Source organism: Thalassolituus alkanivorans, from assembly GCF_020447205.1.
Taxonomy (GTDB): Bacteria; Pseudomonadota; Gammaproteobacteria; order Pseudomonadales; family Oceanobacteraceae; genus Venatoribacter; species Venatoribacter alkanivorans.
Genome location: NZ_JAJAEL010000037.1, coordinates 104,695 through 130,440, shown reverse-complemented (window position 1 = coordinate 130,440; position 25,746 = coordinate 104,695). Strand labels below are relative to the sequence as shown.

The window sequence follows — 25,746 nt, the reverse complement described above, 5'->3', positions numbered from 1 at the left end:
ACACTTTGTTTTTTAAGGAAAAATATCCAATATAAATACTGGCACAGAAATCGCTTCTACTGATCAGGAATCATTTACCTGTATGAGGTAACTCATGGTCAGTCCGTTACACAGCAACGGCCGGGCAGAACTCCAGGACGACAAGATCGTTTCCAGTATCGGAGATCTGGCACCGAAGCCCGATATACGCCCGGAAGTGCTGCTGAAGCTGTCAGGCAAACTGCAGACAACATTAGAACTGTCGCAACTGCTGGAAATTTTCTTTGAGGAAATCCAGCAAGCGGTACTGGTCGACGGCATCAGCTTCAGCCATAACGCCCACAACCTGCTGCTGAGCTATGGCCGCAACAGTGTGCACAGCGCCAGCTATCGGCTGCAGACGCAGCAGGATTATATGGGCGATCTGGTGTTTCACCGTTCGACCCGCTTTCGTGAGCATGAACTGGCCAATCTCGAAGGTTTGCTGACCACACTGGTTTATCCGATGCGTAACGCGCTGCGCTACCACGAAGCTCTGGCCGCCGCTTTCCGCGACCCGCTGACCGGCGCCGGCAACCGCGTAGCACTGGATAAAACCCTGCAGCGGGAAATCGAGCTGACCAAACGCCACGGCCAGCAACTTTCAATCCTGATGCTGGATCTGGACCACTTTAAACTGGTCAACGATGAATTCGGTCACAGTATGGGTGACAAGGTACTGAAGGAAGCCGTCGGCTGCATTACCGGTTGTATCCGCCAGACCGATATGTGCTTCCGCTATGGCGGCGAAGAGTTTCTGATCATGCTCAGCAATGCCGAACACGCCGGTGCATTACGCATTGCCGAACGCATCCGTATGAGTATCAGTGCTCTGGATTTCAGCAACGATAAAGGACGGTTGCAGGTCACCACCAGCATCGGCTGTGCCACGCTGATGATAGAAGACAGCATGGACTCGCTGGTACAACGCGCCGACAAAGCGCTGTATCAGGCGAAACACAGCGGTCGTAACCGGGTGGTATGTGATACCGATGACGAGCTGGATACACCGGCATCAAAGAGCCTGTTGTAAATTCGTAAAGCATAAAAAAGCCGCTCAATGAGCGGCTTTTTTATGGCTGAGCAATACAGCGAATACAGCGGCTCAGTCGATTTTCTTCTTCTGGCGCGGTTTCGGCGCAGAGGTTTTACGCGCGGTCGCCTGCTGGCGGATTTTCTGGCGTTTGGCCACTCGCTGGAACTGCTCTTTCTCACGGCCAACCATGCGTTTGGTCTGCTTACGTTCGATGCCAACCAGATCCGCCAGGTCGTTCACTTCACGCTGCCCAAGTTCAACCCAGGTACCAACCGGTACATTAGACGGCATAAAGATACAGCCATATCGCACACGCTTAAGGCGGCTCACGGCAATGCCCTGGCTCTCCCACAGACGGCGGACTTCGCGGTTTTTACCTTCCATCAGTACCACATGGAACCACTTGTTCTGGCCTTCACCATCAAAGAATTTCACGTCGGTAAAACGCGCGATGCCGTCATCCAGCATCACCCCTTCTTTGAGGCGTTCGATCATTGCTTCATCGACGTCACCGCGCACACGCACCGCATATTCACGGTCAACACCGGAAGACGGATGCATCAGCTTGTTGGCCAGTTCACCATCGGTAGTGAACAGCAACAGACCACTGGTATTGATGTCCAGACGGCCGATATTTACCCAGCGCTCGCCTTTGGTTTTCGGCAGATGGTCAAACACCGTTGGCCGGCCTTCCGGGTCTTTCAGAGTACAGACTTCACCCACCGGCTTGTTATAGGCCAGCACACGGCGCGAGCGACCGGCGTCTTCCAGTTTGATCTGGCGGCCATCGACACGCACATCGTCGTAGCGGCTTGCACGGTCACCGAGCTTGGCGGTTACGCCGTTAACACTGACACGGCCTTCACCGATCCAGCGTTCAACTTCACGACGGGAAGCCACACCAGCCAGTGCCAGCAATTTTTGGATACGTTCATTCATAATTTATCGATCTTCTTCATCCGCAGCTGCGTCAGGGGCATCCGGCCGCATCGTGTCAGGGGTTTGGTTAAATAAACTCGGAACATCCTGAGTCCGTTGAACGGCAATAGCGTCAGCGTCATCGCCGTACTTTTCGCCATCAGTTTGTGTATGTTCTGTTGCTTCGCGCACGCCAGTATCTTCGTCCACGCTCTCTTCTGCAGCCTGCTCAGGCTCTCCGGAATCAGGCTCTTCGGTGTCAGACTCTGCCGCTGCTGATTCTGCAGCCGCCTGCTCTTCTTCAACGGCTTTCTGTTCCAGCCGCTGCAGCAGATCGCCAATGCTGCGCTTCTTCGGTTCGCCGTCATTATCCGCTTCGTCGCCGTCGTCGTCATCCCGTGCGAACAGATTACTTTCTACCCGTGCGACAATGTCAGCCGCTTTTGCCAGATCTTCTTCGGTGGCAGCCAGTACATCAGCGCCGCGCTGGGCCACTTCTTCGTCACTGCGGAATTCAAAATCTTTCGCCGGTTCTTTGCGTGCTTCGGCATCATCGCCCAGCTCCAGCTTACGGTTGGCGTCATCCAGCTCGCGGATTTCGCCCAGACTGGGCAGGTCTTCGAGACTTTTTAAACCAAAGTAATCAAGAAACTCGCGCGTGGTGGCGTACATCGACGGCCGCCCCGGCACATCACGATAGCCTACAACCCGCACCCATTCACGCTCCAGCAGGGTTTTCATAATGCTGGAGCTGACCACCACGCCACGCACATCTTCGATGTCGCCACGGGTAATGGGCTGGCGATAGGCAATCAACGCCAGGGTTTCCAGCAATGCGCGCGAATAACGCTGTGGCCGTTCATCCCACAGACGTGCCACCCAAGGCGCAACTTCAGTGCGTACCTGCAAACGATAGCCTGAAGCCACTTCGACCAGTTCAATACCGCGCCCGAGCAGATCCTGCTTCAGTTCAGTCAATGCGGCTTTCAATTCAGACGGTAACGGAATACGGTCTTCGTCAAACAGGCTTTGCATACGCTCCAGCGATAACGGGCCGCCAGCCGCCATCAGCGCTGCTTCGAGAATGTTTTTTAACGGCGGTTGCGTCATTGCGGCTCTCCGTCCTGCTGATACGAGGGCGCCCCTGCGGCGCTGTGCTCCCGGGCACGTAAATGAATCGGGCCGAAAGTATCCTGCTGCACAATGTCGATCAAGGATTCTTTCACCAGCTCAAGAATCGCCAGAAAGGTCACTACCACACCCAGCTTGCCTTCACTCGGATCAAACAAGGCGCGGAACGACATAAAGTGCCCGCTCTGCAACCGTGCCAATACATCGCTCATCCGCTCACGGGTGGACAGCTGCTCACGCTGAATTTCGTGATGCTCAAAACGCTCAGCCCGGCGCAATACTGCGGCAAAGGCCAGCATCAGTTCACGCATTTCCACTTCCGGATGCACCCGCTCCTGAATGCGGTCGGGCGCATCCACTTCCGGCAGGAAGATATCGCGTTCCAGCCGTGGCAATTCGTCAAGGTTTTCTGCAGCCGTTTTAAAGCGTTCATATTCCTGCAAACGGCGCAGCAGTTCCGCCCGCGGATCGTCTTCTTCCTCGTCACTGCCATCTTCGCGGTTACGTGGCAACAGCACTCGGCTTTTAATTTCCGCCAGCATCGCCGCCATCACCAGATATTCACCCGCCAGCTCCAGCTGCATGGCCTGCATCATGTCGATGTATTCGATGTACTGGTCAACAATCTCAGAGACATTCACTTCGAGAATGTCGAGGTTCTGCTTGCGGATCAGATACAGCAGTAAATCCAGCGGCCCTTCGAACTGCTCAAGGATGACTTCCAGCGCATCCGGCGGAATATACAGATCCAGTGGCAGCTGGGTCATCGGCTGCCCCTGCACCAGAGCAAACGGCATTTCCTGCTGGCCGGTCTTTACCCGTATGCTGGCTTTCGCCAGGTCGGGCAGCGGCGCGCCAGTCACATCTGCGGCCGGTTCTGAGGAATGTCCGGTGACGTCCTGTGTGCTCATCGATAACCCAGCCCCATTACTTCACGCACATCGCTCATAGTACTGCGTACGGCATCCCGCGCACGCTCGCTGCCTTCGGCCAGAATACGCGCCAGCAGTTCCGGGTTTTCCTCAAACTGCTGTGCACGCTCACGGATCGGAGCCTGTTCCGCAATAATGGCATCGGTCACCGGCTGTTTGCATTCAAGACAACCCCAGGCTGCGCTGCGGCAGTTGGTTTGCACCCGCTCGCAGGTCGCCTCATCGGAATACACCGTGTGGAAATGCCATACCGGACATTTTTCCGGATCTCCGGCATCACTCAGGCGGATGCGCGCTGGGTCGGTCTGCATGGTACGGATTTTTTTCGCCACGTCGTCGGGCTCGGCCCGCAGCGGGATCATATTGCTGTACGACTTGGACATTTTCTGACCATCAAGGCCCGGCATGCGCGCTTCACTGGTCAGCAGCGCCCGCGGTTCGGCCAGAATGCTTTTACCAATACCTTCGAGGTAACCCAACAGCCGCTCTTTATCGGCCAGTGTCAGATTGCTTTGTTCTTTCACCAGCGCCTGCGCCGTTTGCAGGGCTTCAACATCACCATGGCTGATATAAGCGCTGCGCATCTGCTGATACAGCGCGGAGGCTTTTTTACCCAGCTTTTTCACCGCAGCCACAGCGTTGGCTTCAAAGCCCGGTTCACGGCCATAAAGATGATTAAAGCGGCGGGCAATTTCACGCGCGATTTCAATATGCGCTTCCTGATCACCACCGACCGGCACCAGACCGGCGCGGTAAGCCAGAATATCGGCACTCTGCAGCAGCGGATAACCGAGAAAACCGTAGGTGCTGAGATTTTTGTCCTGCAGCTTTTCCTGCTGGTCTTTGTAGCCGGGCACCCGTTCCAGCCAGGACGTTGGCGTAATCATCGACAACAGCAGATGCAGTTCCGCCAGCTCCGGCACCTGACTCTGTACGAACAGGGTGGCCGAACCGGGATTCACACCGGCAGCCAGCCAGTCGATCAGCAGATTACGGCTTGAGCGGCGGATACCGGCGGCGGTTTCGTAATCGGTGCTCAGCGCATGCCAGTCAGCAATAAAAAAGAAGCACTCAAACTCATGCTGCAGTTTTACCCAGTTTTTCAGCACACCATGATAATGCCCAAGATGTAACTGACCGGTCGGGCGCATGCCCGATACCACCCGCCTCTGCGGATCGACGCTGCTCACAGGGAATGCCTCTCAGTGCTGTCGTTCACAGATATCAGGCCAGCTTAAAGATGCCAACGGCTTCACGTACCCGCTCCAGCAGCGGCTGGCTGATGGCACGGGCTTTGGCAGCACCTTTCTGCAGTTCGGCTTCGATATCGGCCGGACGTGCCAGCAGATCGTTGTAGCGTTCACGCGCTTCGCCGATTTCAGCGTTGATCAGGGCAAACAGTTGCTTCTTGGCATCGCCCCAGCCAATACCTTCAGCAAATGCCTGACGCATTTCAGCAGTCTGCTCTGGTGTGGCAAATGCCTGCCAGATCTGGAATACGGTAGAGGAATCCGGATCTTTTGGCTCACCCGGTTCCAGCAGGTTGGTTTTGATTTTGTTGATGTGCTTCTGCAGCTGTTTCTCGGTTAAAAACAGCGGAATGGTGTTGCCGTAGCTCTTACTCATTTTACGGCCGTCCAGCCCCTGCAGTACCGACACCTGATCATCAACCTGATAATCCGGCAGACTCAGTAACGGCTCTTTTTTGCAGTAAATATGGTTAAAACGGCCGGCGATATCGCGCGCCATCTCAACGTGCTGAATCTGATCTTTACCGACCGGTACTTTGTTGGCGTTAAACATCAGAATATCGGCGGCCATTAATACCGGGTAGCTGAACAGACCCATGGTGATGGCTTTGTCGGCGTCTTCGTTTTCGGCCAGATTGGCATCCACTGCAGCTTTATAAGCATGGGCGCGGTTCATCAGGCCTTTGGCGCAGACACAGTTCAGAATCCAGCTCAGTTCCGGAATTTCACGGATATCGGACTGGCGATAGAACACAGAATTATCGGTATCCAGACCCAGAGCCAGCCAGGTGGCGGCAATTTCCATGGTCGACTGGTGCACAGCCGCCGGGTCCTGACACTTGATCAGGGCATGATAATCGGCGAGGAAATAAAACGTATCGTTAGCCTGATCCTGGCTGGCGGCAATGGCCGGACGGATAGCGCCAACATAGTTACCCAGATGCGGGGTGCCTGTGGTTGTAATACCGGTTAATACACGCTGCTTGCTCATACTGCCCTGCTTGGTGAAATTCTGAATCTGAAAACGCGCCATCATACCGGTTTTAGCGGCGCGTTTCAGTCTCCTTAAACACGAATAGCAGTGGGTCAGAGGCGCAGGTCAGAGAAAATCGCTGGCGTCACCGACGCCCTGACGCAGCACGACCGGTATTTCATCGGTCATATCGATCACGGTGGTGGCTTCAAAGCCACAGTGACCGCCATCAATCACCAGCTCCAGCTCATGTTCCAGCGACTGACGGATATCGTAAGGATCAGACAACGGCAGTTCGTCGCCAGGCATAATCAGCGAGGTGGTCATCAGCGGTTCGTTCATTTCTTCCAGCAGTGCCATGGCAATCGGGTTATTGGGTACACGGATGCCGATGGTGCGCTTTTTCGGATGCATCAAAAGGCGCGGCACTTCGCGTGTGGCCTCAAGAATAAAGGTAAAAGCACCGGGCGTGTGCGCCTTGAGCATGCGGTATTTGGTGTTATCCACCTTGGCAAACAGTGACAACTCGGACAGGTCGCGGCACAGCAGGGTGAAATTATGCTTCGGCGGCAATTGCCGTAAACGCTGTACCCGGTCGGTGGTTTTTTTATCGCCGATACGACAGGCCAGCGCATAGGCACAATCGGTCGGAATCACAGCCAGGCCGCCACTACGGATAATTTCTGCGGCCTGCTTGATCAGCCGCGCCTGAGGATTATCAGGGTGAATCTGGAAAAATTGGCTCACTAAAGCTCCTTAACCCACGCACAACGGCATTCGCTATGTCAGGGAATTATGCTGTGCCCGATCAGGCCCAGCTCTGCCATACCGGAGTAACGTCCGCCGGAAAAGCCGGCATCACGCCCAGATCAAGTCCGAAGCGGTTCGGACCATGGAAATCGCTGCCGCAGGAACCCAGCAACTCAAATTCACGCGCCAACACCGCCATCTGACCGCGCTGGTTGTTATCCATCTGACCATACGCCACTTCCAGACCACGACCACCGGCCTCGACAAAGTCGGCCAGACAGGCACGCAGCTTGGTGCGGGTCATATTATAAAGATGCGCGTGGGCCATTACCGGGATACCACCGGCTTCAATAATCCACTGCACCACGGTGGCCATTTCCGGCCAGCTGGCTTTGACATCACCGGGTTTACCGGCACCGAGGTATTTATTAAAGGCAACGGCCATTGACGGCACCAGCCCTTTATCGATCAGATACTGGGCAAAATGCGGACGCCCCACCGATTCTCCACCGGCATAGGCCTGCACTTCCTGCAGATTAATATCGTGTTTAAGACGTTTGCCGACCCGTTCGGCAATCAGCTGGGAACGACTGCTGCGCGCTTCGGTCTGAGACTGCTCAGCGGCACGCATAGCCGCCGACTCAGGATCAAAATTAAGGCCAACAATATGAATCGTGACACCGCCCCAGATACAGGACAGCTCAATACCGGGAATCAGCCGCACGCCCAGTTCCAGTGCCGCGGCCTGCCCCTGACGATAGCCTTCGGCGGTATCGTGATCGGTGATCGCCAGGGTTTTTACGCCGCGCTCCGCCGCCCGCGCAACCAGTTCAGCCGCCGGTAATTTGCCGTCGGAAGCGGTGCTGTGGCAATGAAGATCGATTTCTGAGTTCACGTGGACGCTCACTCCTGGTTACGCCATAATCGCCCCATTGTAATGACACTGAAGCCACTAAGCGAATGAAGTTACTTCTCGACTACCTGCCCATCGTCCTTTTCTTTCTGGTTTATAAGTGGGCTCCCGAACTGACCGGGCAATTGGCGCCTTATCTGTCTGACGAATACATCACCCTGTTTAATGAAATGCCGATGCTGCTGGCCACCGCCGTTTTAATTCCGGCCACGATTCTGCAGGTTCTTTATATCCGCGCCACCACCGGTAAGGTGGAAAATATGCACCTGGTCACCCTCGCCTTAGTCGTCATTCTTGGCGGTGCGACCCTGTTGCTGCGCGATCAGGCCTTTATTATGTGGAAGCCGACCATCGTTAACTGGCTGTTTGCTGCAGCCTTCCTCGGCAGTCAGTGGTTTATGAAAAAATCCCTGCTGCAGCGCATGATGGAACAGGCCGTTACCCTGCCTGCCGATATCTGGGCGCGACTGAATTACGCCTGGGTGGCTTTTTTTGTCTTAAGTGGTATCGCCAATTTATACGTCGCCTACACCTTCTCTGAAGATATCTGGGTTGACTTCAAACTCTTCGGTTTGCTGGGGCTGACCGTCCTGTTTATTATCGGTCAGTCGCTGTTTTTATACCGCTACATGAATAAAGAGGAGCAGTAAGCATGTGGTACGCCATTATCAGTCAGGATGTGCCTGACAGTCTGGAAAAACGCCTGTCAGTACGCCCGGCTCACCTGCAGCGCCTGCAGGATTTAACCGCCGCCGGCCGTCTGCTGATTGCTGGCCCGCACCCCGCCATCGACAGCGAAGATCCTGGCAGTGCCGGCTTCACTGGCAGCTTGGTAGTGGCCGAGTTTACGTCTCTTGCAGATGCTCAGGCCTGGGCCGATGCCGATCCTTATGTCAGCGCTGGTGTTTACCAGCAGGTAACGGTTAAACCGTTCCGTAAAGTCCTTCCCTGAACGGAAAAAATAAAAAGGTATATGCTGTGAAAAAATTTCTGATTGCCCTCTCCCTGCTGGCCACTGCTGCCACGGCTGCTGCCGTTGAAAAACGCTACGTTACCGACACTCTGTGGCTGCAACTGCGCTCCGGCCCCAGCCAGGAATTCCGCATTCTGAAAGCGTTACCAAGCGGTGAACATCTGATATTTATCGAAGAAGATGCAGAAACCGGTTACACCAAAGTACAGACCGACAAAGGGGTTGAAGGTTACGTACTGACCCGTTTTCTGGAAATGGAACCCATTGCCAAAGAAAAATTAATCCTGGCCAACCGTGAACTGGAAAAAGTAAAAGCTGAACTGGAAACCACAAAAACCCAGCGCGCTGAATTCCAGAGCGAAGTTGAGAAGCTGAAAAGCGACCGTTCCGGCCTTGGCCGTGAGAACAGCGATCTGGAAAAAGAACTGGAACGCATTAAAAGTATCTCAGCCAATGCCCTGGCACTGGATGAAAAATCGAAAAAACTGACCATGCGCAATCAGGAGCTGGAAATTCAGGTAGAAGCCCTGACCGCGGAAAATGCCCAGCTGCAGGATAACCGTCAGCAGACCTTTATTCTGTACGGCGGTGGCCTGGTCATTATCGGTATTCTGGCGGGTCTGATTCTGCCGTCTATCCGTGGCAAACGCAGCAGCGGCTGGTCATAAAAACCACCGTCATAAAAGAGGGAGCACTTTGCTCCCTTTTTTATTGCTTTCCGTTTCATTGTTTCCCGTTTTATTGCTGCACGTTTTATTGCTGCCTGGGCTTTTAATCTCCACCACTATCCAGATCGCAGTGCCCCAGCGACGCCTCCGGGGCAATGCAGTCGCGCAGCAGGCGCTTCAATTCGGCAATTTCCGGGAAACCGCCCTGCTCTTTACGGTCCCACAGGCACTGATCATTTGCCCAGACCTGAAATTGCCCGGATTCGCCAACCACCAGTTCGATGGCTGCAAGCTTGCCGTGAAAGGTCGAAAACAGTTCCTGCGCATACCAGCCAGAACGCAAAGCCCATTTACAGCCTTCACAAAATACAATTCTTACTTTAGCTTTAGCCACAAGCCTGACCCTATATGAACCATTTAACGAATTCCGGTACTAAACCGGATACTTTTCTTGCGGAGATCATTAATGCAACGTCTGATAAAAACAACCCTGCAAAGTGCTGCCCTGAGCCTGTCGGTGCTGCTCGCACCTCTGAGTCTGCAGGCCGAAGAAAGCGCCGATAATGTTCATGTTCTGATGAAAACCAGCGCCGGCGATATCGAGCTGGAACTGGACCGCAGCAAAGCACCGCTCAGCGTTGATAATTTTTTAACCTATGTTGAAAGCAAGCACTACGACGGCACCATTTTTCACCGCGTGATCCGTGACTTTATGATCCAGGGTGGCGGTTTCAGTGCCGATATGCGCCAGAAAGCCACACTGCCACCGATTAAAAATGAAGCAGAAAACGGCCTGAAAAATACCCGCGGCAGTATCGCCATGGCACGTACCAGCGTTATCGACAGTGCCACCAGCCAGTTTTTTATCAACGTAAAAGACAACAGTTTCCTCGATCACGGTGCGCGGGATTTCGGTTATGCCGTGTTCGGTAAGGTCGTGAAAGGCATGGATGTGGTCGACAACATCGCCACCAGCCCAACCGGCGCCCGCGATATTCCGCGCGAGAGCATCCTGATTGAATCGGTCAGCGTGATCAGCGACGACAATAAAGCGGAAGCGGCAGAAGCTCAGTAAGGCCTGATTAAAGCAGCCACCAGAGCAGTGCCGGAATCGTGATGAATGAGAGCAGTGTCGACATCACCACCATTCCGGCCACCGCTTCCGGAGCACGCTGATAGCGCTCCGCAAATAAATAATTGAACACCGCAACCGGCATGGATGCCTGCAACAGCACAACACCTTTTTCCGTTCCGGAAAGATCCAGCATACTCACTACCAGCAACCCCACTGCCAGACCACCAAATATCCGTAACAGGCTGTAAAGCAGGGCCTGACGCCACTGCCGGACCTGCAGGCGCTGCAACGAAACACCCAGGGTAATCAGCATTAACGGAATCGTCATACCACCGATTAAACGCACCGAATTCTGCACCGCAGCCGGTAACGTCCAATCCGCCCATAACAACAGCAATGCAATCACAATGGCATATAAAATTGGCATTTTAGCCAGCCCGGCAAGACCACCGGCCTGACGTCCGCCTGCCAGCAAAATCCCGGCCGGAAAATGCGCAACAGACAGCACCATAAAAAATGCCAGCGCCAGTGCCAGTCCCTCCTGCCCGAATGCCAGCAGGCATACCGGCAACCCCATATTACCGACATTAGGAAAGACAAAAGATGGCAGATAAGCGCGTACATCATCGCCCAGAAGGCGCGTAACCAGGATGCCCAGAGCCGCCATCAACGCGGCCACCAGCACACAGGCCAGCGCGGTGCGCTGAAAAGCCACAATATCGATTTCAACAGAGCCCAGTACCGACAGCATCAGACAGGGCGCTGCAACATTCAGCACCAGGCGGGAAATAAATTCCGGATCAAACGCATAGCCCTGGCGCGCCCAGAAAAAGCCGATGGCGGCACAGGCCAGCACAGGCGCCATAATGGCGAAAATTTCGGTTATCATGGGCGGATAATACGTGAGCGCTGTGCTTTTTGTCTGCAGTGTACTGACGGTAAAATAGCGGCGTTTATACTCACCCATTCTGAGAATATCTGTGTCTTCCATCTCTTCCGACCAGCCGGCCAGCCATCAGCCGGCGCCTGACACTCCCAGCAGCAATCAGGCCCCCTCTGCTCCCGACCTGCTGTGGAATGACGACGGCCTGCCGGTTTCCCGTGAATTTGATGATCCGTATTTTTCCGTGGATAACGGTCTGGAAGAAAGCCGCTATGTTTTTTTACAGCACAATGGTTTGCCACAGCGCTGGTCTGACTGGCAGGACAATTTCAGTATTGTCGAAACCGGATTCGGCACCGGGCTGAATTTCCTGATGACCTGGGAAAGCTGGCGTCAAAGCAGCAAACACGACAGCGCCTGGCTGCATTTCACCAGCATTGAAAAATTCCCGCTGACGCTCAGCCAACTGCAACAGGCACTGGCATTGTGGCCGCAACTCAGTGAACTGAGCGCCCAGCTGTTCGCCCAGTATCCGCTGCCGGTTGCCGGTTTCCATCGTCTGGTCTGGCCGGAAGAACGTATATCCCTGACGCTGATCTTTGCCGATGTCAAAGAAGCTCTGCCGCAATTAAGCGGCCCGGTGCATGCCTGGTATCTGGATGGCTTTGCACCCTCAAAAAATCCACAAATGTGGTCAGAAGAATTATTCAGCGGTATGCGCCGCTTAAGCCAGCGCCAGCCAGACCAATATCAGGGAGAACAGCCCGCCACGGTCGCCACCTTCACCTCGGCAGGCATTGTCCGCCGTGGCCTGCTGGGTGCAGGCTTTAACGTGAAGCGGGTGCCCGGTTACGGCCGTAAACGCGAGATGCTGGCCGGCAGCTTTAACCGCCGCCAGGGACCGGAGCTGGCGCCCTGCTTTCTGCACAAACCCTGGTTGCTGCAACAGAACACACAAGCCGATGACGCAGAGGTTGTTGTCATCGGCGCCGGACTCGCCGGAGCCACCACCGCCAGAGCGCTGGCCGAACGTGGTCTGAAGGTACATGTCATAGATGCTGCAGGTATTGCCCAGCAGGCCTCCGGCAACCCTCAGGGCGGGCTCTATGTAAAACTCGCTGCCGGCGACAACGCCATTCATACCGATTTTTATCTGGCCGCCTTTCAGTATGCTCTGCCCTATATGCGCCGCCATTTAGGCGCCGCTGACGCAGATAACCCCTACTGGTCACAATGTGGCGTGCTGCAGCTGGCTTACGATGATAAAGAAGCCCAGCGTCAGCTGAAATTCAGCCAGACCCGCAGCCTGCCCGAGGCTCTGGTACAGCCGCTGGACCAGACCCAGGCGGGGAAAATTGCCGGAGCCCCGCAACAGAGCGGCGGTCTGTTTTTCCCACAGGCAGGCTGGGTCAGCCCGGCAGATTTATGCCGGATTCTGCTGCAACACACGAATATCCGCTTCACACAACGTCAGGTCAGCGCGCTGCAACAAATCCCACAGGGCTGGCAGATTCAGTGCAGCGACGGCACCATCCTGCAAAGCAGCCAGCTGGTACTGGCCTGCGCCAATGCGGCCACAAACCTGCTGCCTGAGGCGTATCTGCCACTGAAGCGCATCCGCGGCCAGCTCAGTTATTTAAGCCCAGCACAGACTCCTGCACTGAATACCGTACTCTGCGGCCGCAGCTATATGGCGCCAGCACGTAATGGCCGGCTGTGTCTGGGAGCAACCTATAACCTGCGGGATGATGACACTCAGCTGCGTGACAGTGACCATCAGACCAACCTTGATCATCTGCCGGATTTCGGTCCGCAATGGCAGGATCTGAATAAGCAGCAGGGCATGAAGCTGATTCTCGGCGGCCGGGTTGGCTTCCGCTGCACCACTCCCGATTATTTGCCCATGGTCGGAGCGGTGCCAGAGAGCCGCGGGTTTGTGCATCGCTTCAGCGGGCTGGTGCGTAACGCCAAACGCATTCCGGCCAAAGCAGCACCGCAGTATCCGGGGCTATGGCTGAATATCGGTCATGGTTCACGTGGGCTGGCTTCGGCTCCGCTCTGTGCCGAGCTGCTGGTGCAACAAATGCTGGGGGCTCCGCTGCCTGTGGCACTGGATGTGGCCGAAGCCTTATGGCCGGGACGGTTTTTGCTGCGGGATATGGTGCGGCGCAAATTGCCGCCGGAACTGGCTCAGGGCTGAGCCGGAAAGATCAGACAACGCGTTTGATACGCTTACGCCGCTCAGCTTCCAGTTTTGCCTGTTCAGCATCTTCGCGGATCTGGCGCATAGCGGCGGCCAGCTCAGCACAGCAGCGGCGGACTTCAGCCAACTGGGCTTTCATCTCATCAATCTCGCCAATCGCCGTGCGCAGGCGTCGTTTCAGTTGTTGCTGTTTAAGGTCGTCCATAGTCACCACCAGACCAGCCATGACTGCGTAATACGCGGGTCATTTCAATGTGGCAGGTCTGTTGGACGGGGTCAAACAAAAGCATGGCACTGCCATCAGCTAACTGGGCTTTAACCTGAGCTTTTTTATCTTCCAGGCTGACGTCGTAATCGCCGTAATCTGTGCCTTCACGGCAGACAAAGTCTTCCAGAATGCCGTCCAGCGCCTCAGCACTCAGCTGTTGGTAAGGAATTGCCAGAACGCCTTCCTGCGGCGCATCTTCACCGTAAGGAGCCTCTTCGCTATCAGAAGTACGGGCGTAGTTGTGATCATCGGGCGGGAGGGAATCAGATGGCAAAACCTGCCTCCCTCTCCCACTCACAGCTCATGCGCAGATCAGCATCTGAAGGCACATGGCCCTGGTCGGCGTTCCAGTTAAAAGTGTGCTTACCGGACAGCTCGGTTTCCAGGTGCACGGTTGCCGACACCCAGTACATGCTTTTCAGCAAAGCCTCGAACTGACGCAGCCACTGTTCCCACTCATACTCCACCGCTTTATAGGAAGCGGCAAAGTGAATCAGCTGAGTGTGGTAAGTGCCACTGAACACATCATCGCCGGGCATGGAGAACATTTCCCGGCACAACAGTGACCAGTCATCATCAACACCTAAGGGCAATGACTGAATGGCACTCCAGTTGGCGCGACGGTGAAGACGGGCACTGAACTCATCGGTAGCCGGTATATGGCGGATCACGCCGTAGACGATGGATTCCTGATCGAATTGTGACACGCAAAATCCTTACAACTGAATGCTGCGGCCATCATAGCGGAATTATGGAAAAACAAAAACGGCGCCGAAGCGCCGTTTTTGTGAGCCAGTAATCAGGGCTGATTACTTCGTCAGCACATCAATGATGCGTTGTTTAACATAACGCCCCGGAGCATCTTCGATAATACCGAGCTTACCGCTTCCAGGCTCACGTGCGTCGGTCTGCTCAGAGCCGCCCTGAGCGGTTGCCCACTGCTGCCAGTCAAGCCACCACGAACCTTCATGCTGCTCTGCATTGCGATACCACTCTTCCGGATCCTGAGGCAGAGCTTCATTCGTCCAGTAGCCATATTTATTGGCTGAAGGAGGATTAACAACCCCGGCGATATGGCCTGAGCCACCCAGCACAAAGCGGTTTTTACCACCCATCAGCAGCGGACCTTTATAGGTTCCCTGCCACAGAGCAATATGATCCTGAGCGGTAGAAAGGAAATAGGTCGGAATGCTGATCGCACTCAGATCGATTTTCTCGCCATCCAGTTCCAGTGCATTTTTCTGCACCAGTTTATTTTCCAGGTACATATTACGCAGGTAGAAAGAATGCATCGCCGCCGGCAGGTTGGTGCTGTCGGTATTCCAGTACAACAGATCAAAAGCCGCCGGGCGCTCACCTTTCAGATAGTTGTTAATAAAAAACGACCAGAACAGATCATTTTCCCGCAAAGTATTAAAACTGAAAGCCATTTGCCGGCCGTCGTAATACCCGAGTAAATTCATCTGTTTTTCCAGCGCCGAAATTGCCGTCTCATTGATAAAGACACCAATCTCTCCCGGTTGGGAAAAATCAGTCAGGGTCGCCAGAAAGGTTGCAGACTTAATCGGTTCTTGTTTCTTTTTCTTCAGGTAAGCCAGCGTGGCTGCCAGCAAAGTACCGCCCAGACAATAACCGATGGCGTTAACTTCTTTCTCACCGGTAGCCTGCTCAATGGCGTCCAGTGCCGCGATAGGGCCTTCGAGCATATAGTTGTCGAAACCTTTATCGCGCAGCGACGGCCCCGGATTAATCCAGGAAATACAGAACACCGTATGTCCCTGATCAACCAGCCATTTCAGGTACGAATTACTCTCGCGCAGATCAAGAATGTAATACTTGTTAATAAATGGCGGAATAACCAGCAGCGGACGCTTATACGTTTTTTCCGTTGTTGGTGTGTACTGGATCAGTTGAATCAGGTCATTCTGATACACCACTTTGCCCGGAGTGGTCGCCAGATTGCGGCCAACCTGAAACGCACTGGTGTCAGTCATGGCAACGTTCAGCGCCCCTTTTACACTGGCCTCCAGATCTTCACCCAGCTGTTCCATACCGGCATAAAGATTGGCACCACCACTTTCCAGTGTTTTACGGATGACCTCAGGGTTCAGTGCGGCAAAATTGGTGGGCGCCAGGGCATTGACGTACTGGCGAACAAAATACTCAACTTTCTGGTGCGCATGCTCGCTCAGGCCGTCGGTATCTTTGACCATCTGCATCAGGGTATTGCCCTGCAACAGATAGAGTTGTTTGATGTAATCGAACAGCGGATTCTCGCTCCACTGTGCATCTTTGAAGCGCTTATCGCTTTTATCCGGTGTAACTACCGGATCAGCGTCTTTCCCTAAAAAGCGCAAAGCCGTGTGCTGATACAGTTCCTGCTGTTTTTTCAGCAGATCCATCTGGTAACTCATCAGCTTGCCCGGGTTCTCCAGCATGTGCTCGCCCAGCTCACGGAAGGCTTCGCTGAAATCGGTCAGCACAGATGCTGCCGGGTCATCAGCCGTGGTTGGCTGGTTAACCGCCTTTTCCAGCAGACGTCCGTACTGCTCGGCTGCCCGGCTGGCCATATCATAAAAATCACTAACGGCTGTTTCTATGCTTTCCATTGGCATATTCATGTATCACCTGCATTCAGAAACGATTGAGCAAAAAAGGCCACCCGAAGGTGGCCTCTGACATCAGACGAGATCAGGCAGCTGATTTAGGTTTAGCAGCAGCTGGCTTAGCGGTGGTGGTGGTAGCCGCTGCAGTTGAGCGGGCTTCTTCCATGATGGATTCGATCTGAGTTTTGAATTCCATCGCCATGTCAGAAAATGCCTTGGCATCTTCCATCACTTTTTTGTTCAGTGCCGAAGCAGTTTCCGCCTGGTTAGCAGTAAAAGAACGCATGCTTTCTGCATCTTTCACTTCAGCAGCTTTTTTCATCTGCTCCAGACCCAGGTCTGCATACGATTTGATGGCGTTCAGTTGGAACTCCGTCATTTTTTCCATGTTGTCGACAAACAGACTGTTAAATTTCGCCATGGGTGCGTACATGGTTTTAGCCTGCTCTGCGAATGCATTAAGAATATTCTCTTGCATAGTCTTGCTCCTTCAAAAGTCTAATAGCAGTTGGGGTGAATCCATACTAGGGCATTTTATCTTACACTTAAATGACAGCAGCGCATTCAACGATAAATTTCTTGATTAATATCAGCCTTTATCATGATCGATTTTTAAAGCACTTAACAATGAGGCCAAAGGCTGGCGCCAATTGCCCTAGAGCATTCACTTTAAATTCTAACTGTTCTCTTTATCAGAAGAAGATGCACCCGACATCATGCTCAGCATCATTTTCTGAAACTGTCCCATTGCATTCATGCCTTCGTTAAACATTGGCTGATACAAACTCATAGCATCGTAACCGTCTTCGCCGGATTTCATTTTTTCCAGCATGCTGGCAAAAAGTTCTTTCTGGAACTCCTGTACATCCGGCAGTCCCATTACCCGGCGAAATTCTTCCGGCGTAAGATCAAAAGTGACATTAATTTTCATTGTTTATTCCCTGTCGTTCTATGATTTATTTTTATAGCGTACTGTTAAAAAATATTGCCGTCAGCATTCCTTCTCATCAAGTCCTTTCCAGGCGACAAAAGCCCCCAGTAACGCTGCCAGTGTAGCCAGAAAAAAGACCTGACTGCCACCCAAAGACAACCACAGGCTGCCGCTTAACCAGGCGCCAAGCGCACCGCCGATGCCAAAGCCGACACTGGAATACATCGCCTGTGCCCGCCCCTGCAGTGGTCGCGGAAATAAATGCTGAATATAACGCATGGAAACAGCATGCATAGCAGCAAAGCTGAACGCATGTCCCAGCTGTGCCAGCAACAGCCAGCCCCAGAAATCCACCAGACTGCCAATCAGTGTCCAGCGTACCGCTGTAATTAATAAACTTAATACGCACCAGGTCCGCCAGCTGAAAAAGCTGACCAATCGGTGAAATTTCCAGAATAAAAAAACTTCGGCAATAACCCCAAGCGACCACAGCAAACCGATCTCTGCTGGTTTATATCCATGATTTTCAAGATAAATACTGAAAAATGTGTAATAAGGACCATGACTGATCTGCAGCAGAATATTCATCAGAATAAACACCTGCACCGGACGTGATTTTAATAAATTTAAAAATTGTCCTGATGGCGCCGGCTGCAGATGCCCTTCGGCGGGCTCCGGTAAAGTAAGACTATTAACACCAATCAGTGCCATCAGACTCAGCATCAGTACCGGCAACCAGCCAACGGAAATCCACTCGAATAAATAACCTGCGCCCAAAACCACCAGCACAAAACCGATAGAGCCCCACATACGGATACGGCCATAGATATCAGCCTGTGTGCCACAGTGCTGTAATGTCATGGCTTCGTACTGTGGCAGCATGGCAGCCCAGAAAAAACCGTACAGAATCATCACCGCCGCCATGCTGACAAAGCTGTCAGCCCACCAGATCAGCGAGAAGCACAGCATGGTCAGCATCCCGGCCCAGCGCACCATCTGCATTGGCGTGCGGAAATAACGGCTCCAGTAAGCCCAGAGATTAGGTGCCAGAATGCGTACCAGCCCAAAGCAGGCCATCAGCTGACCGATCTGCTCCGGATTAAAACTGCGGCTCTGCAGAAATAACCCCCAATAAGGAGCGATACAACCCAACAGGGCGAAATACAGGGCGTAAAAGAAAGAGAGCCGTTTAAACGGCAAAGCGGAAGACATCATGGCGTTGAACGCTCAGCCTCATGCCTGAAGTGCGGTTATACAAAAAAGGGCCGGCAGAGCCGGCCCTTCATTTTACTGTTTTGCCTCAGCGGCAATCACCGGTGTTGTGCAGTGCACATCAGCGTTCTGGCCACGATGACGCAGCAGATGATCACACAGCACCATCGCCATCATCGCTTCGGCAATCGGCGTGGCACGGATGCCCACACAAGGGTCGTGACGACCTTTGGTGATCACTTCAATCGGGTTGCCATCAGAATCAATGGAACGGCCCGGAATGATCAGGCTGGAGGTCGGCTTCAGCGCGATATGTGCAATGATGTCCTGACCGGTGGAAATACCACCCAGTACACCACCGGCATGGTTGCTTAAGAAGCCTTCCGGCGTCATTTCATCACGGTGCTCGGTGCCTTTCTGCTCAACACAGGCAAAGCCATCGCCAATTTCAACGCCTTTTACCGCATTAATGCTCATCAGCGCATGGGCCAGCTCGGCATCCAGACGATCAAAAATCGGCTCACCCAGGCCCGGGAACAGACCGGTCGCCACCACAGAGATTTTCGCACCAACGGAATTACCTTCTTTACGCAGCGCGTTCATGTAGGTTTCCATTTCGGCCACTTTAGAGGCATCCGGGCTGAAGAACGGGTTCTGCTCCACCTGATCCCAATCGAACTGTTCGATTTTGATCGGCCCCAGCTGGCTTAAGTAACCACGCACCTGAATGCCTTTCGCGGCCAGCACTTTCTTGGCAATGGCACCGGCCGCCACACGCATTGCGGTTTCACGGGCTGACGAACGGCCACCACCACGGTAATCACGGAAACCGTATTTCTGCGTGTAGGCGTAATCGGCGTGGGCCGGACGGAAGGTCTTGGCGATGTCAGCGTAATCTTTCGAACGCTGGTCAGTGTTCTCGATCAGCAGGCCAATCGGTGTGCCCGTGGTTTTGCCTTCAAACACGCCGGACAGGATTTTCACCACATCGTCTTCACGACGCTGGGTGGTATAGCGTGAGGTGCCGGGCTTACGGCGATCAAGATCAAGCTGCAGATCGGCCTCACTCAGTTCAATACCCGGAGGGCAGCCATCAACGACAGCCACCAGCGCCAGGCCATGACTTTCACCGGCGGTGGTCACGGTGAAACTTTTGCCAAAGGTATTTCCGGACATAATCAGTCTCTTATTTCAGGGCCGGTCAGGCGGCCGTCTATTAATTCAATAAATCTAATTCAGTAGATCTAAGTCGCGCGCCTGCAGCACAAACACGCCGTGTCCGCCGTGTTCAAACTCCGGCCAGACAAAAGGTAACTGCGGATACGCCGCGGCCAGAGCCGGCCAGCTGTTACCGACTTCCACCACCAGCAGACCATCATCGGTCAGATACTGGCGGGCTTCTTTTAACATGATGCGCACCAGATCAAGGCCATCTTCCCCGGCTGCCAGCGCCAGTTCCGGCTCGTGGTGATATTCCTCCGGCAGGCAGCTCATATCATCGGCATCGACATACGGCGGATTGGACACAATCAGGTCGTATTTACCGCTGGCGGCAGCAAACAGATCCGACTGCAGTGCCATCACCCGGTCTTCCAGCTGGTGACGCTGAATATTTTCATCGGCAACTTCCAGCGCCTCGAACGACAGATCGAGCAGCTCAACCTCGGCCTGCGGGAATTTTTTCGCCATAGCGATACCAATACAACCACTGCCGGTGCACAGATCCATAATACGCTGTGGCTGCGGCTGACCGTCCAGCGTATGGCCCTGCCACCAGGGCGCAAAGCCCTGATCAATCATCTGACCGATCGGCGAACGTGGAATAAGCACCCGCTCATCCACCACAAAAGGCAGATTGCAGAACCAGGCCACGCCGGTTAAATAAGGGGCCGGTACACGCTGTTCAATACGGGTAAGAATCAGCTCAATTGCCGCCTGACGCTCTGTCCGGGTCAGCTGAGCGTTGCGCCATTCGTTGGCCAGATTCCACGGCAGATGCAGGGCGTGGGTAACCAGTAACAAAGCTTCATCCCAGGGATTATCAGTGCCGTGACCATAGTAAATACCAGCCTCTGACATACGGCTGACCGACCAGCGGATCACGTCCTGCAGGGTGTTAAGTTCATCAACGGCACATTCGGCGTGATGCTGTAAATCCATAAAAGAAAAGCTCTGTGAGATGAATCGGGCAGAAAGTGCGCTAGTTTACCTATTTTGAAGGCTCAGGGCATCTTTCCGCCATGCGATTGCCTGTCTGCGCCAGAGCCTTCAGCCCATACGCTGGCCATACAGGCTGCTGTTACCGGCCTCGAACGCATCCAGCGCCTGATCAGCAATATGCCGTCCCAGCGCGATCATTTCTTCGGCGCGGTAAAACTCGTAGACCTCACAGCAGTTCAGCGGGATTTTGATCAGCAGATCCGGCGGGTAACCGGCGATTTTGTACTGAGTCAGCGATGCTGACATCACCTCAAACACCTGGTTCAGAATATCCAGTTTGCCGAGGCTGTCATTCGCTTCTTTGCGCGCATTGCTTTTGTTTTCAAACCACTGACTGGCCTTATCCACCAGCGTGTTGAACCAGTCCTGCTTTTCTTTGCGCTCGCTTTCCGGATCGTGAACCAGCTCCTGCGGTACCGGCACTTCAGCGTTCAGATCCACGGCAATAATAAAATCAGCATGGGCGGACACACAGGGTGTAATCGGCAGCGGATTCAGCACCGCGCCATCCACCAGCATACGGCCATTGTTCGCCACCGGGGTCAGCAGACTGGGAATAGCCGCCGATGCCCGCACCGCATCCTGCAACGAACCACGCTGAAACCAGATTTCTTTTTTATTGGTCAGATCGGTGGCAACCGCCGTAAAGGGAATCGGCAGGTCTTCAATGTTACGGCCGTTGAGCATTTCACTGATGATGTTAAACACCCGGTCGCCACGGATAACGCCACCGGATAACAGACTCAGATCCACCAGCTTCAGCACATCCAGATATTTCAGACCGCACACCCAGTTACGGTAAACATCCAGCTGACCGGCGCAATAAAAACCACCGACCACCGCCCCCATCGAACAACCGGACACCATTACGATGTCATAACCCCGCGCTTCCAGCGCATCAATCACACCGATATGGGTGTAACCACGGGCCGCACCACTGCCAAGTGCCAGCGCTACTGTTTTTTTCATGCTTATCTCCCTGGCCAGAATATAAAACGTAAAGCCGGCTGCAGGCTGTTATCCGGTGCCGGCGTCAGTGCGCCATGACCATCAATATTCAGTTCATACTGACCGTCAAAGGTTGCCAGCCGCAGCTGTTTGGCCAGACGCTGCGAACACTGAATATTGTCATTCATATGACTGGCGTCGTAGCAATGGACCAGCAGATATAAACGGCGTTTCATCCCCGGAGTAAGATTTTTCAGATAAGCAATCAGCGCACTGCTCTGCTGTTCATTAATCTGGCCATTTTCGACCACCAGCCCCGGCAGCCAGCCATGACTGCTGACCAGTGCCTGCTGAATCAGCACATTCATATCCGCTCTTTCCTGCACAGCATCGCGGGTGGTCAGCACATCCAGATTCACCATCACCTGCTTTGAGCCACGCTCGATAACATAGAGAACGTAGAGTTTTTTCTCCTTACTCCCTTCCTGCTCTTTCAGCGCCACCCTATAAAACTGATTCTGCTCACGTCCGCCCAGACGGGCGTTATGAAATATTTCATTGGCCCAGAATGGGTTGCTGCCGCAATCAAGGGCACGGCATTGATAAATCACCCGACTGGCGTTCAGCTGCTGCGTGTAATGATTAATCACTGTATCCAGCGGCACCCGGTCTTCCACCGCCCAGACCCGGCGCCAGAGCGTACCTTTCAGACGCCGTTCATGCTCGCCATAGGTGGTGGCCTGATTGCGCTTCAGTTCTGAAATAACCAGACGATAATTACTGACATCCTGTGTTTTGTCTTCCAGCAGACCCGCCTGTGGAAAAGCATCCAGCGCCCAAAGCGGCGACACCAGCAAACCTGTTAACAATACCAACCAGCGCATGGGTTACTCCTTTCTGAAATACGGCGTTAGAGTAACACGGCGCACACGGCACACCCTATGCTGTGAATAAAGCGGCCCTTTAAGGCTCCCCTTCCGCCCTCCTCTTTAACCCCTGCCCTTGTGGCTGTTACACTCGGCCGCGCCATTTTTCAGAGTCAAAACCGTGTTGAAACATTCGTTACTCCGCCCCGTCACTCTTTCCTGTCTGCTCGTTCTCGCTGGCTGTCAGGCCATGCTGCCAAAGCCAGATACTGATACTCAGGCAACGGTTTACAGTCAGGAGCAACAACAACAGGCAAACGCCGCTGCCGATGAGTTGTTTAATGAGTATTACCAGTTTGCGGTGGAACAGAGCCCGGTACTGCGCAGCCAGCTGGGCATCAGCGGCCAGTTCGACTGGGACGATATTTCTCCTGAGGCACGGGAGCAGCAGGTCGCGTTTTATCAGGACCTGCGCAGCCGCCTGCACGCCATCGATGAAGAAGCGCTGTCAGCCGACCATCAGGCCAGCTACCGCACCCTGTTGTCAGATCTGGAATTCAGCCTGTTAATGGTGCCGTTTGAGCATCATCAGTACGCGTTCAGCCAGATGGGCGGCTGGCATACACTGGTGGTGGATGTATTAATCAATAACCACCCGATCAGCAGCGTGCCCGAAGCCCGCGATTACATCAGCCGGCTGGAAGCGGTGCCGGCATTATTCAAGCGCTGGGGCGAGAATATCCGCGCTGCGGAAGAAGACGGTATTATTCCGCCGGCCTTTGTTTACCCGGCCGTCGAGAGCAGTATGGAAGCCATTATCAAAGGCATTCCTTTTGATAACGGCCCGGACGCCTCACCACTGTGGGCCGACTTCAACAGCAAGCTCGACCAGCTGAACCTGTACCCATCCAGCCGCAAGTTACTGGAGCGCAAAGCCCGTTCAGCACTGCTGCAGGATGTATTACCGGCCTACCGCAATATGCTGGCACTGGTACGCGAGCAGAAGCAACGCGCACCGCAGCATCAGGCAGCGCTTAACCTGACCGATGGCCTGCGTTACTACCAGCTGCTGCTGGCGCATTACACCAACAGCCAGTTTGATGCCGACCGTATTCACCAGCTGGGGCTGACCGAAGTTACCCGCATTCAGCAGGAAATCATTGCCCTGATGCCGGCCCTCGGCTATCAGCCAGCCGAAGGCAGTAAAAGTCAGCAGCAGTTACGCGACTTTTTTCAGTGGATGGAAGAACGCAGCTACCGCTTCCCCGATGACCAGCAGGGACGGGATGAATTTATTGGCTATCAGAAAAATAAAGTGCGGCAGATGGCCGAACGCCTGCCCTACTTTTTTACCCGCCTGCCGGTCAGCCCTATCGTGGTTAAAGCGGTGGAAGACTATCGCCAGAGCAATGCCCCTATCGCTTTCTATGAGTCACCGTCGATGGACGGCACCCGTCCCGGTATTTATTACGTCAATCCGGCGCGTATGAACGACCTGCCACGCTACCGTCTGGCAGCCCTTGCCTTCCATGAAGCCCTGCCGGGTCACCATATGCAGATTGCCCTGACCCAGGAAAATGAACAGCTGCCGGATTTCCGCCGTAATCTCAGTTACAGCGCCTTCAGCGAAGGCTGGGCTTTGTATGCCGAAAAACTGGCCGCCGAAATGGGCGCTTACGAATCGGCAGAAGAAGAATACGGACGCCTGATTATGGAACTGTGGCGCGCCATGCGTCTGGTACTGGATACCGGCCTGCACGCCAAAGGCTGGAGCCGTGAACAGGCGATTAATTTCCGCCTGGAAAATACACCGTTTTCCCGTGCCGACAGCGAAGCGGCCGTTAACCGCTATCTGGTGATGCCAGGGCAGGCCACCTCTTACAAGATGGGTGAATTACGTATTCTGTCGATTCGCCAGCAGGTAAAAGACATTCTTGGCAGCCGCTTTGATCTTGCCGGTTTCCATTCCGCCCTTCTCAGCCAGGGAGCACTGCCGCTGGATGTGTTGCAGGAGTGGATGATCCGCTGGGCAAAGCAACAGAAAAACAAACAGCCGAAAGCGACAACAGCGGCAATGAATAACGCTCCTGACGTCGCAGACAAAACCACCGATAAGGAATAAACCTGCCGGCACCCCGAAAGGACACCAAATTTCTGTCCTTTCGGGCCAGATACTTCCGGCGTCCAATACTGACGATTGTGCCTGAAGCCTGCCTGCATTAGCCTCCGTCAGGCAAAGGAATGCAGCAATCCCTCCGGATCGCTGACCTCATGTAGCCGTTCTGTCGCTTCGTTCTGACGATTTCCTCTGCAGCGCTTCCCGGCGTATTTCCGGGCCAATACTCCAGCAGAGACCTCCCCATGATAAGAATCCTGTTTCTCCTTTCCGCACTGCTGCCATTGCAGGCTTTCGCTGAAGCCAGATCGCTGGCATCAATAGAAAAAACCAAAGAACTGGCTGAGGCGGTCATGACCGATGTCGGTAATAACGCCATGCTCAAAGGCCTGGCCCTGTTAAAACCTTATGTCATGTTTTCAGAAGCGGAATTTAACGCGCAGATGAATAATGTCAGCTCGCAACTGCCGGTAATGGATCAACATTATGGCAAATCCTTAGGCTACGATTTTGTATCCAAAGAGCTGATCGGCGACACTCTGGTTAAATATATATTTTTGCAAAAATTTGAACGTCACCTGATGACCTGGCATTTTATTTTTTACAAGCCAAAAGATAAGTGGCTGCTGAATACCTTTTATTTTAACGACGATTCAGCAGCACTGTTTCTGCGCTGATAGCTGCGGAAATTTTTCTACACTGATAGCTATGGCACTGGCATTCATCGGCACATAAAAAAGAGCGGCGTTATAGCCCACTGCTGTCCCATAGTTTTTAATCAGCACCGTAGCTGACAAAAACAGAACTTTTTAACATCCAGGTCCAATGCCTCGCAGGGGAACTTATCCCCTTGCCG

28 protein-coding genes are annotated in these 25,746 nt (G+C 53.8%); 8 read left to right on the top strand and 20 right to left on the bottom strand.

Going from position 1 to position 25,746, the window contains the following annotated elements:
- The first annotated feature begins 94 nt into the window (after positions 1–94).
- A complete protein-coding gene (locus LGT44_RS13540) occupies positions 95–1,051 on the top strand; it encodes a GGDEF domain-containing protein (RefSeq protein WP_145470207.1) in 957 nt (318 codons plus the stop codon).
- A gap of 72 nt (positions 1,052–1,123) precedes the next feature.
- On the opposite strand, the gene rluB is transcribed toward LGT44_RS13540, so the two are convergent.
- The 7 genes from rluB to LGT44_RS13505 all read right to left on the bottom strand — a co-directional run bounded on the left by rluB (position 1,124) and on the right by LGT44_RS13505 (position 7,903).
- A complete protein-coding gene (rluB, locus tag LGT44_RS13535) occupies positions 1,124–1,993 on the bottom strand; it encodes a 23S rRNA pseudouridine(2605) synthase RluB (protein ID WP_186436001.1) in 870 nt (289 codons plus the stop codon).
- Between the two features lie 3 nt (positions 1,994–1,996).
- Positions 1,997–3,082, bottom strand: a complete 1,086-nt coding sequence (scpB, locus tag LGT44_RS20180; RefSeq protein ID WP_328296350.1) for an SMC-Scp complex subunit ScpB — start codon at positions 3,080–3,082, stop codon at positions 1,997–1,999.
- A complete protein-coding gene (locus LGT44_RS13525; RefSeq protein WP_408033931.1) occupies positions 3,079–4,014 on the bottom strand; it encodes a segregation and condensation protein A in 936 nt (311 codons plus the stop codon). Before LGT44_RS13525 ends, scpB begins: the two co-directional genes overlap by 4 nt.
- Positions 4,011–5,225 (bottom strand): tryptophan--tRNA ligase, encoded by a 1,215-nt coding sequence (locus tag LGT44_RS13520; protein ID WP_286716687.1) that lies wholly within the window; start codon positions 5,223–5,225, stop codon positions 4,011–4,013. Before LGT44_RS13520 ends, LGT44_RS13525 begins: the two co-directional genes overlap by 4 nt.
- Positions 5,226–5,259: 34 nt before the next feature.
- A complete protein-coding gene (gene trpS, locus LGT44_RS13515) occupies positions 5,260–6,276 on the bottom strand; it encodes a tryptophan--tRNA ligase (RefSeq protein WP_230330849.1) in 1,017 nt (338 codons plus the stop codon).
- A gap of 108 nt (positions 6,277–6,384) precedes the next feature.
- On the bottom strand, positions 6,385–7,005 hold the full coding sequence (locus LGT44_RS13510) for an L-threonylcarbamoyladenylate synthase (protein WP_230330850.1): 621 nt from the start codon (positions 7,003–7,005) through the stop codon (positions 6,385–6,387).
- 61 nt (positions 7,006–7,066) lie between these two features.
- Positions 7,067–7,903 carry a PHP domain-containing protein gene (locus LGT44_RS13505; RefSeq protein WP_225690844.1) on the bottom strand — a complete coding sequence of 279 codons (837 nt, stop codon included), beginning with the start codon at positions 7,901–7,903 and terminating at the stop codon, positions 7,067–7,069.
- 65 nt (positions 7,904–7,968) lie between these two features.
- On the opposite strand from LGT44_RS13505, the gene LGT44_RS13500 reads away from it, so the two are divergent.
- Genes LGT44_RS13500 through LGT44_RS13490 form a run of 3 tightly spaced genes read left to right on the top strand, consistent with a single transcriptional unit; the run spans position 7,969 to position 9,562 of the window.
- Positions 7,969–8,571 carry a septation protein A gene (locus LGT44_RS13500; protein WP_145470193.1) on the top strand — a complete coding sequence of 201 codons (603 nt, stop codon included), beginning with the start codon at positions 7,969–7,971 and terminating at the stop codon, positions 8,569–8,571.
- 2 nt (positions 8,572–8,573) lie between these two features.
- Positions 8,574–8,873 (top strand): YciI family protein, encoded by a 300-nt coding sequence (locus LGT44_RS13495; RefSeq protein WP_230330851.1) that lies wholly within the window; start codon positions 8,574–8,576, stop codon positions 8,871–8,873.
- 26 nt (positions 8,874–8,899) lie between these two features.
- Positions 8,900–9,562: a TIGR04211 family SH3 domain-containing protein gene (locus tag LGT44_RS13490; protein WP_186436000.1), complete on the top strand. Its 663-nt coding sequence runs from the start codon at positions 8,900–8,902 to the stop codon at positions 9,560–9,562.
- A gap of 103 nt (positions 9,563–9,665) precedes the next feature.
- Here the strand turns inward: LGT44_RS13490 and LGT44_RS13485 are convergent, their stop codons facing one another.
- Positions 9,666–9,956, bottom strand: a complete 291-nt coding sequence (locus LGT44_RS13485; RefSeq protein WP_225690845.1) for a SelT/SelW/SelH family protein — start codon at positions 9,954–9,956, stop codon at positions 9,666–9,668.
- Between the two features lie 72 nt (positions 9,957–10,028).
- Between LGT44_RS13485 and LGT44_RS13480 the strand changes: the two genes are divergently transcribed.
- A complete protein-coding gene (locus tag LGT44_RS13480) occupies positions 10,029–10,637 on the top strand; it encodes a peptidylprolyl isomerase (protein WP_286716693.1) in 609 nt (202 codons plus the stop codon).
- Positions 10,638–10,644: 7 nt separating this feature from the next.
- Here the strand turns inward: LGT44_RS13480 and LGT44_RS13475 are convergent, their stop codons facing one another.
- Positions 10,645–11,604 (bottom strand): AEC family transporter, encoded by a 960-nt coding sequence (locus LGT44_RS13475; RefSeq protein WP_230333636.1) that lies wholly within the window; start codon positions 11,602–11,604, stop codon positions 10,645–10,647.
- 13 nt (positions 11,605–11,617) lie between these two features.
- Between LGT44_RS13475 and mnmC the strand changes: the two genes are divergently transcribed.
- Complete coding sequence (gene mnmC / locus LGT44_RS13470) at positions 11,618–13,720, top strand: bifunctional tRNA (5-methylaminomethyl-2-thiouridine)(34)-methyltransferase MnmD/FAD-dependent 5-carboxymethylaminomethyl-2-thiouridine(34) oxidoreductase MnmC (RefSeq protein WP_230330853.1); 2,103 nt, start codon at positions 11,618–11,620, stop codon at positions 13,718–13,720.
- A gap of 10 nt (positions 13,721–13,730) precedes the next feature.
- Here the strand turns inward: mnmC and LGT44_RS13465 are convergent, their stop codons facing one another.
- From LGT44_RS13465 to LGT44_RS13415, 11 genes are all read right to left on the bottom strand, one after another.
- The gene (locus tag LGT44_RS13465; RefSeq protein WP_145470181.1) at positions 13,731–13,928 is read right to left on the bottom strand and encodes a hypothetical protein; all 198 of its coding nucleotides are present in this window, start codon (positions 13,926–13,928) and stop codon (positions 13,731–13,733) included.
- Entirely contained in the window at positions 13,915–14,265 is a 351-nt protein-coding gene (locus LGT44_RS13460) for a YheU family protein (protein ID WP_225690849.1), read from the bottom strand. Before LGT44_RS13460 ends, LGT44_RS13465 begins: the two co-directional genes overlap by 14 nt.
- Complete coding sequence (locus LGT44_RS13455; RefSeq protein WP_145470179.1) at positions 14,255–14,698, bottom strand: hypothetical protein; 444 nt, start codon at positions 14,696–14,698, stop codon at positions 14,255–14,257. Before LGT44_RS13455 ends, LGT44_RS13460 begins: the two co-directional genes overlap by 11 nt.
- Positions 14,699–14,800: 102 nt before the next feature.
- Positions 14,801–16,612, bottom strand: coding sequence for a class I poly(R)-hydroxyalkanoic acid synthase (phaC, locus tag LGT44_RS13450; protein WP_145470177.1), 1,812 nt, complete (start codon positions 16,610–16,612; stop codon positions 14,801–14,803).
- Between the two features lie 70 nt (positions 16,613–16,682).
- Positions 16,683–17,075, bottom strand: a complete 393-nt coding sequence (locus LGT44_RS13445; protein ID WP_145470175.1) for a phasin family protein — start codon at positions 17,073–17,075, stop codon at positions 16,683–16,685.
- A 198-nt stretch (positions 17,076–17,273) separates the two neighbouring features.
- Positions 17,274–17,528 carry a DUF6489 family protein gene (locus LGT44_RS13440; protein WP_145470173.1) on the bottom strand — a complete coding sequence of 85 codons (255 nt, stop codon included), beginning with the start codon at positions 17,526–17,528 and terminating at the stop codon, positions 17,274–17,276.
- A 60-nt stretch (positions 17,529–17,588) separates the two neighbouring features.
- Positions 17,589–18,743: an MFS transporter gene (locus LGT44_RS13435; protein ID WP_230330854.1), complete on the bottom strand. Its 1,155-nt coding sequence runs from the start codon at positions 18,741–18,743 to the stop codon at positions 17,589–17,591.
- 72 nt (positions 18,744–18,815) lie between these two features.
- Positions 18,816–19,916: a chorismate synthase gene (gene aroC / locus LGT44_RS13430; RefSeq protein WP_145470169.1), complete on the bottom strand. Its 1,101-nt coding sequence runs from the start codon at positions 19,914–19,916 to the stop codon at positions 18,816–18,818.
- Positions 19,917–19,970: 54 nt separating this feature from the next.
- On the bottom strand, positions 19,971–20,900 hold the full coding sequence (gene prmB / locus LGT44_RS13425) for a 50S ribosomal protein L3 N(5)-glutamine methyltransferase (protein ID WP_145470168.1): 930 nt from the start codon (positions 20,898–20,900) through the stop codon (positions 19,971–19,973).
- Positions 20,901–21,008: 108 nt separating this feature from the next.
- On the bottom strand, positions 21,009–21,929 hold the full coding sequence (locus LGT44_RS13420; RefSeq protein ID WP_145470166.1) for a patatin-like phospholipase family protein: 921 nt from the start codon (positions 21,927–21,929) through the stop codon (positions 21,009–21,011).
- Positions 21,930–21,931: 2 nt separating this feature from the next.
- On the bottom strand, positions 21,932–22,792 hold the full coding sequence (locus LGT44_RS13415; RefSeq protein WP_230330855.1) for a DUF4892 domain-containing protein: 861 nt from the start codon (positions 22,790–22,792) through the stop codon (positions 21,932–21,934).
- A 232-nt stretch (positions 22,793–23,024) separates the two neighbouring features.
- Between LGT44_RS13415 and LGT44_RS13410 the strand changes: the two genes are divergently transcribed.
- Positions 23,025–24,896, top strand: coding sequence for a DUF885 domain-containing protein (locus tag LGT44_RS13410; protein ID WP_230330856.1), 1,872 nt, complete (start codon positions 23,025–23,027; stop codon positions 24,894–24,896).
- A gap of 239 nt (positions 24,897–25,135) precedes the next feature.
- A complete protein-coding gene (locus tag LGT44_RS13405; RefSeq protein WP_225690854.1) occupies positions 25,136–25,567 on the top strand; it encodes a hypothetical protein in 432 nt (143 codons plus the stop codon).
- Positions 25,568–25,746: the final 179 nt, after the last annotated feature.

Coding starts and splice junctions, on each gene's coding strand:
- LGT44_RS13445 (WP_145470175.1), bottom strand. CDS start 17,075: ATGCAAGAGAATATTCTTAATGCATTCGCAGAGCAGGCTAAAACCATG.
- LGT44_RS13440 (WP_145470173.1), bottom strand. CDS start 17,528: ATGAAAATTAATGTCACTTTTGATCTTACGCCGGAAGAATTTCGCCGG.
- LGT44_RS13435 (WP_230330854.1), bottom strand. CDS start 18,743: ATGATGTCTTCCGCTTTGCCGTTTAAACGGCTCTCTTTCTTTTACGCC.
- aroC (WP_145470169.1), bottom strand. CDS start 19,916: ATGTCCGGAAATACCTTTGGCAAAAGTTTCACCGTGACCACCGCCGGT.
- LGT44_RS13415 (WP_230330855.1), bottom strand. CDS start 22,792: ATGCGCTGGTTGGTATTGTTAACAGGTTTGCTGGTGTCGCCGCTTTGG.
- LGT44_RS13475 (WP_230333636.1), bottom strand. CDS start 11,604: ATGGGTGAGTATAAACGCCGCTATTTTACCGTCAGTACACTGCAGACA.
- LGT44_RS13500 (WP_145470193.1), top strand. CDS start 7,969: ATGAAGTTACTTCTCGACTACCTGCCCATCGTCCTTTTCTTTCTGGTT.
- LGT44_RS13495 (WP_230330851.1), top strand. CDS start 8,574: ATGTGGTACGCCATTATCAGTCAGGATGTGCCTGACAGTCTGGAAAAA.
- LGT44_RS13405 (WP_225690854.1), top strand. CDS start 25,136: ATGATAAGAATCCTGTTTCTCCTTTCCGCACTGCTGCCATTGCAGGCT.
- rluB (WP_186436001.1), bottom strand. CDS start 1,993: ATGAATGAACGTATCCAAAAATTGCTGGCACTGGCTGGTGTGGCTTCC.
- LGT44_RS13465 (WP_145470181.1), bottom strand. CDS start 13,928: ATGGACGACCTTAAACAGCAACAACTGAAACGACGCCTGCGCACGGCG.
- scpB (WP_328296350.1), bottom strand. CDS start 3,082: ATGACGCAACCGCCGTTAAAAAACATTCTCGAAGCAGCGCTGATGGCG.
- LGT44_RS13540 (WP_145470207.1), top strand. CDS start 95: ATGGTCAGTCCGTTACACAGCAACGGCCGGGCAGAACTCCAGGACGAC.
- prmB (WP_145470168.1), bottom strand. CDS start 20,900: ATGGATTTACAGCATCACGCCGAATGTGCCGTTGATGAACTTAACACC.
- LGT44_RS13410 (WP_230330856.1), top strand. CDS start 23,025: ATGCTGCCAAAGCCAGATACTGATACTCAGGCAACGGTTTACAGTCAG.
- LGT44_RS13525 (WP_408033931.1), bottom strand. CDS start 4,014: ATGAGCACACAGGACGTCACCGGACATTCCTCAGAACCGGCCGCAGAT.
- LGT44_RS13420 (WP_145470166.1), bottom strand. CDS start 21,929: ATGAAAAAAACAGTAGCGCTGGCACTTGGCAGTGGTGCGGCCCGTGGT.
- LGT44_RS13480 (WP_286716693.1), top strand. CDS start 10,029: ATGCAACGTCTGATAAAAACAACCCTGCAAAGTGCTGCCCTGAGCCTG.
- phaC (WP_145470177.1), bottom strand. CDS start 16,612: ATGAATATGCCAATGGAAAGCATAGAAACAGCCGTTAGTGATTTTTAT.
- trpS (WP_230330849.1), bottom strand. CDS start 6,276: ATGAGCAAGCAGCGTGTATTAACCGGTATTACAACCACAGGCACCCCG.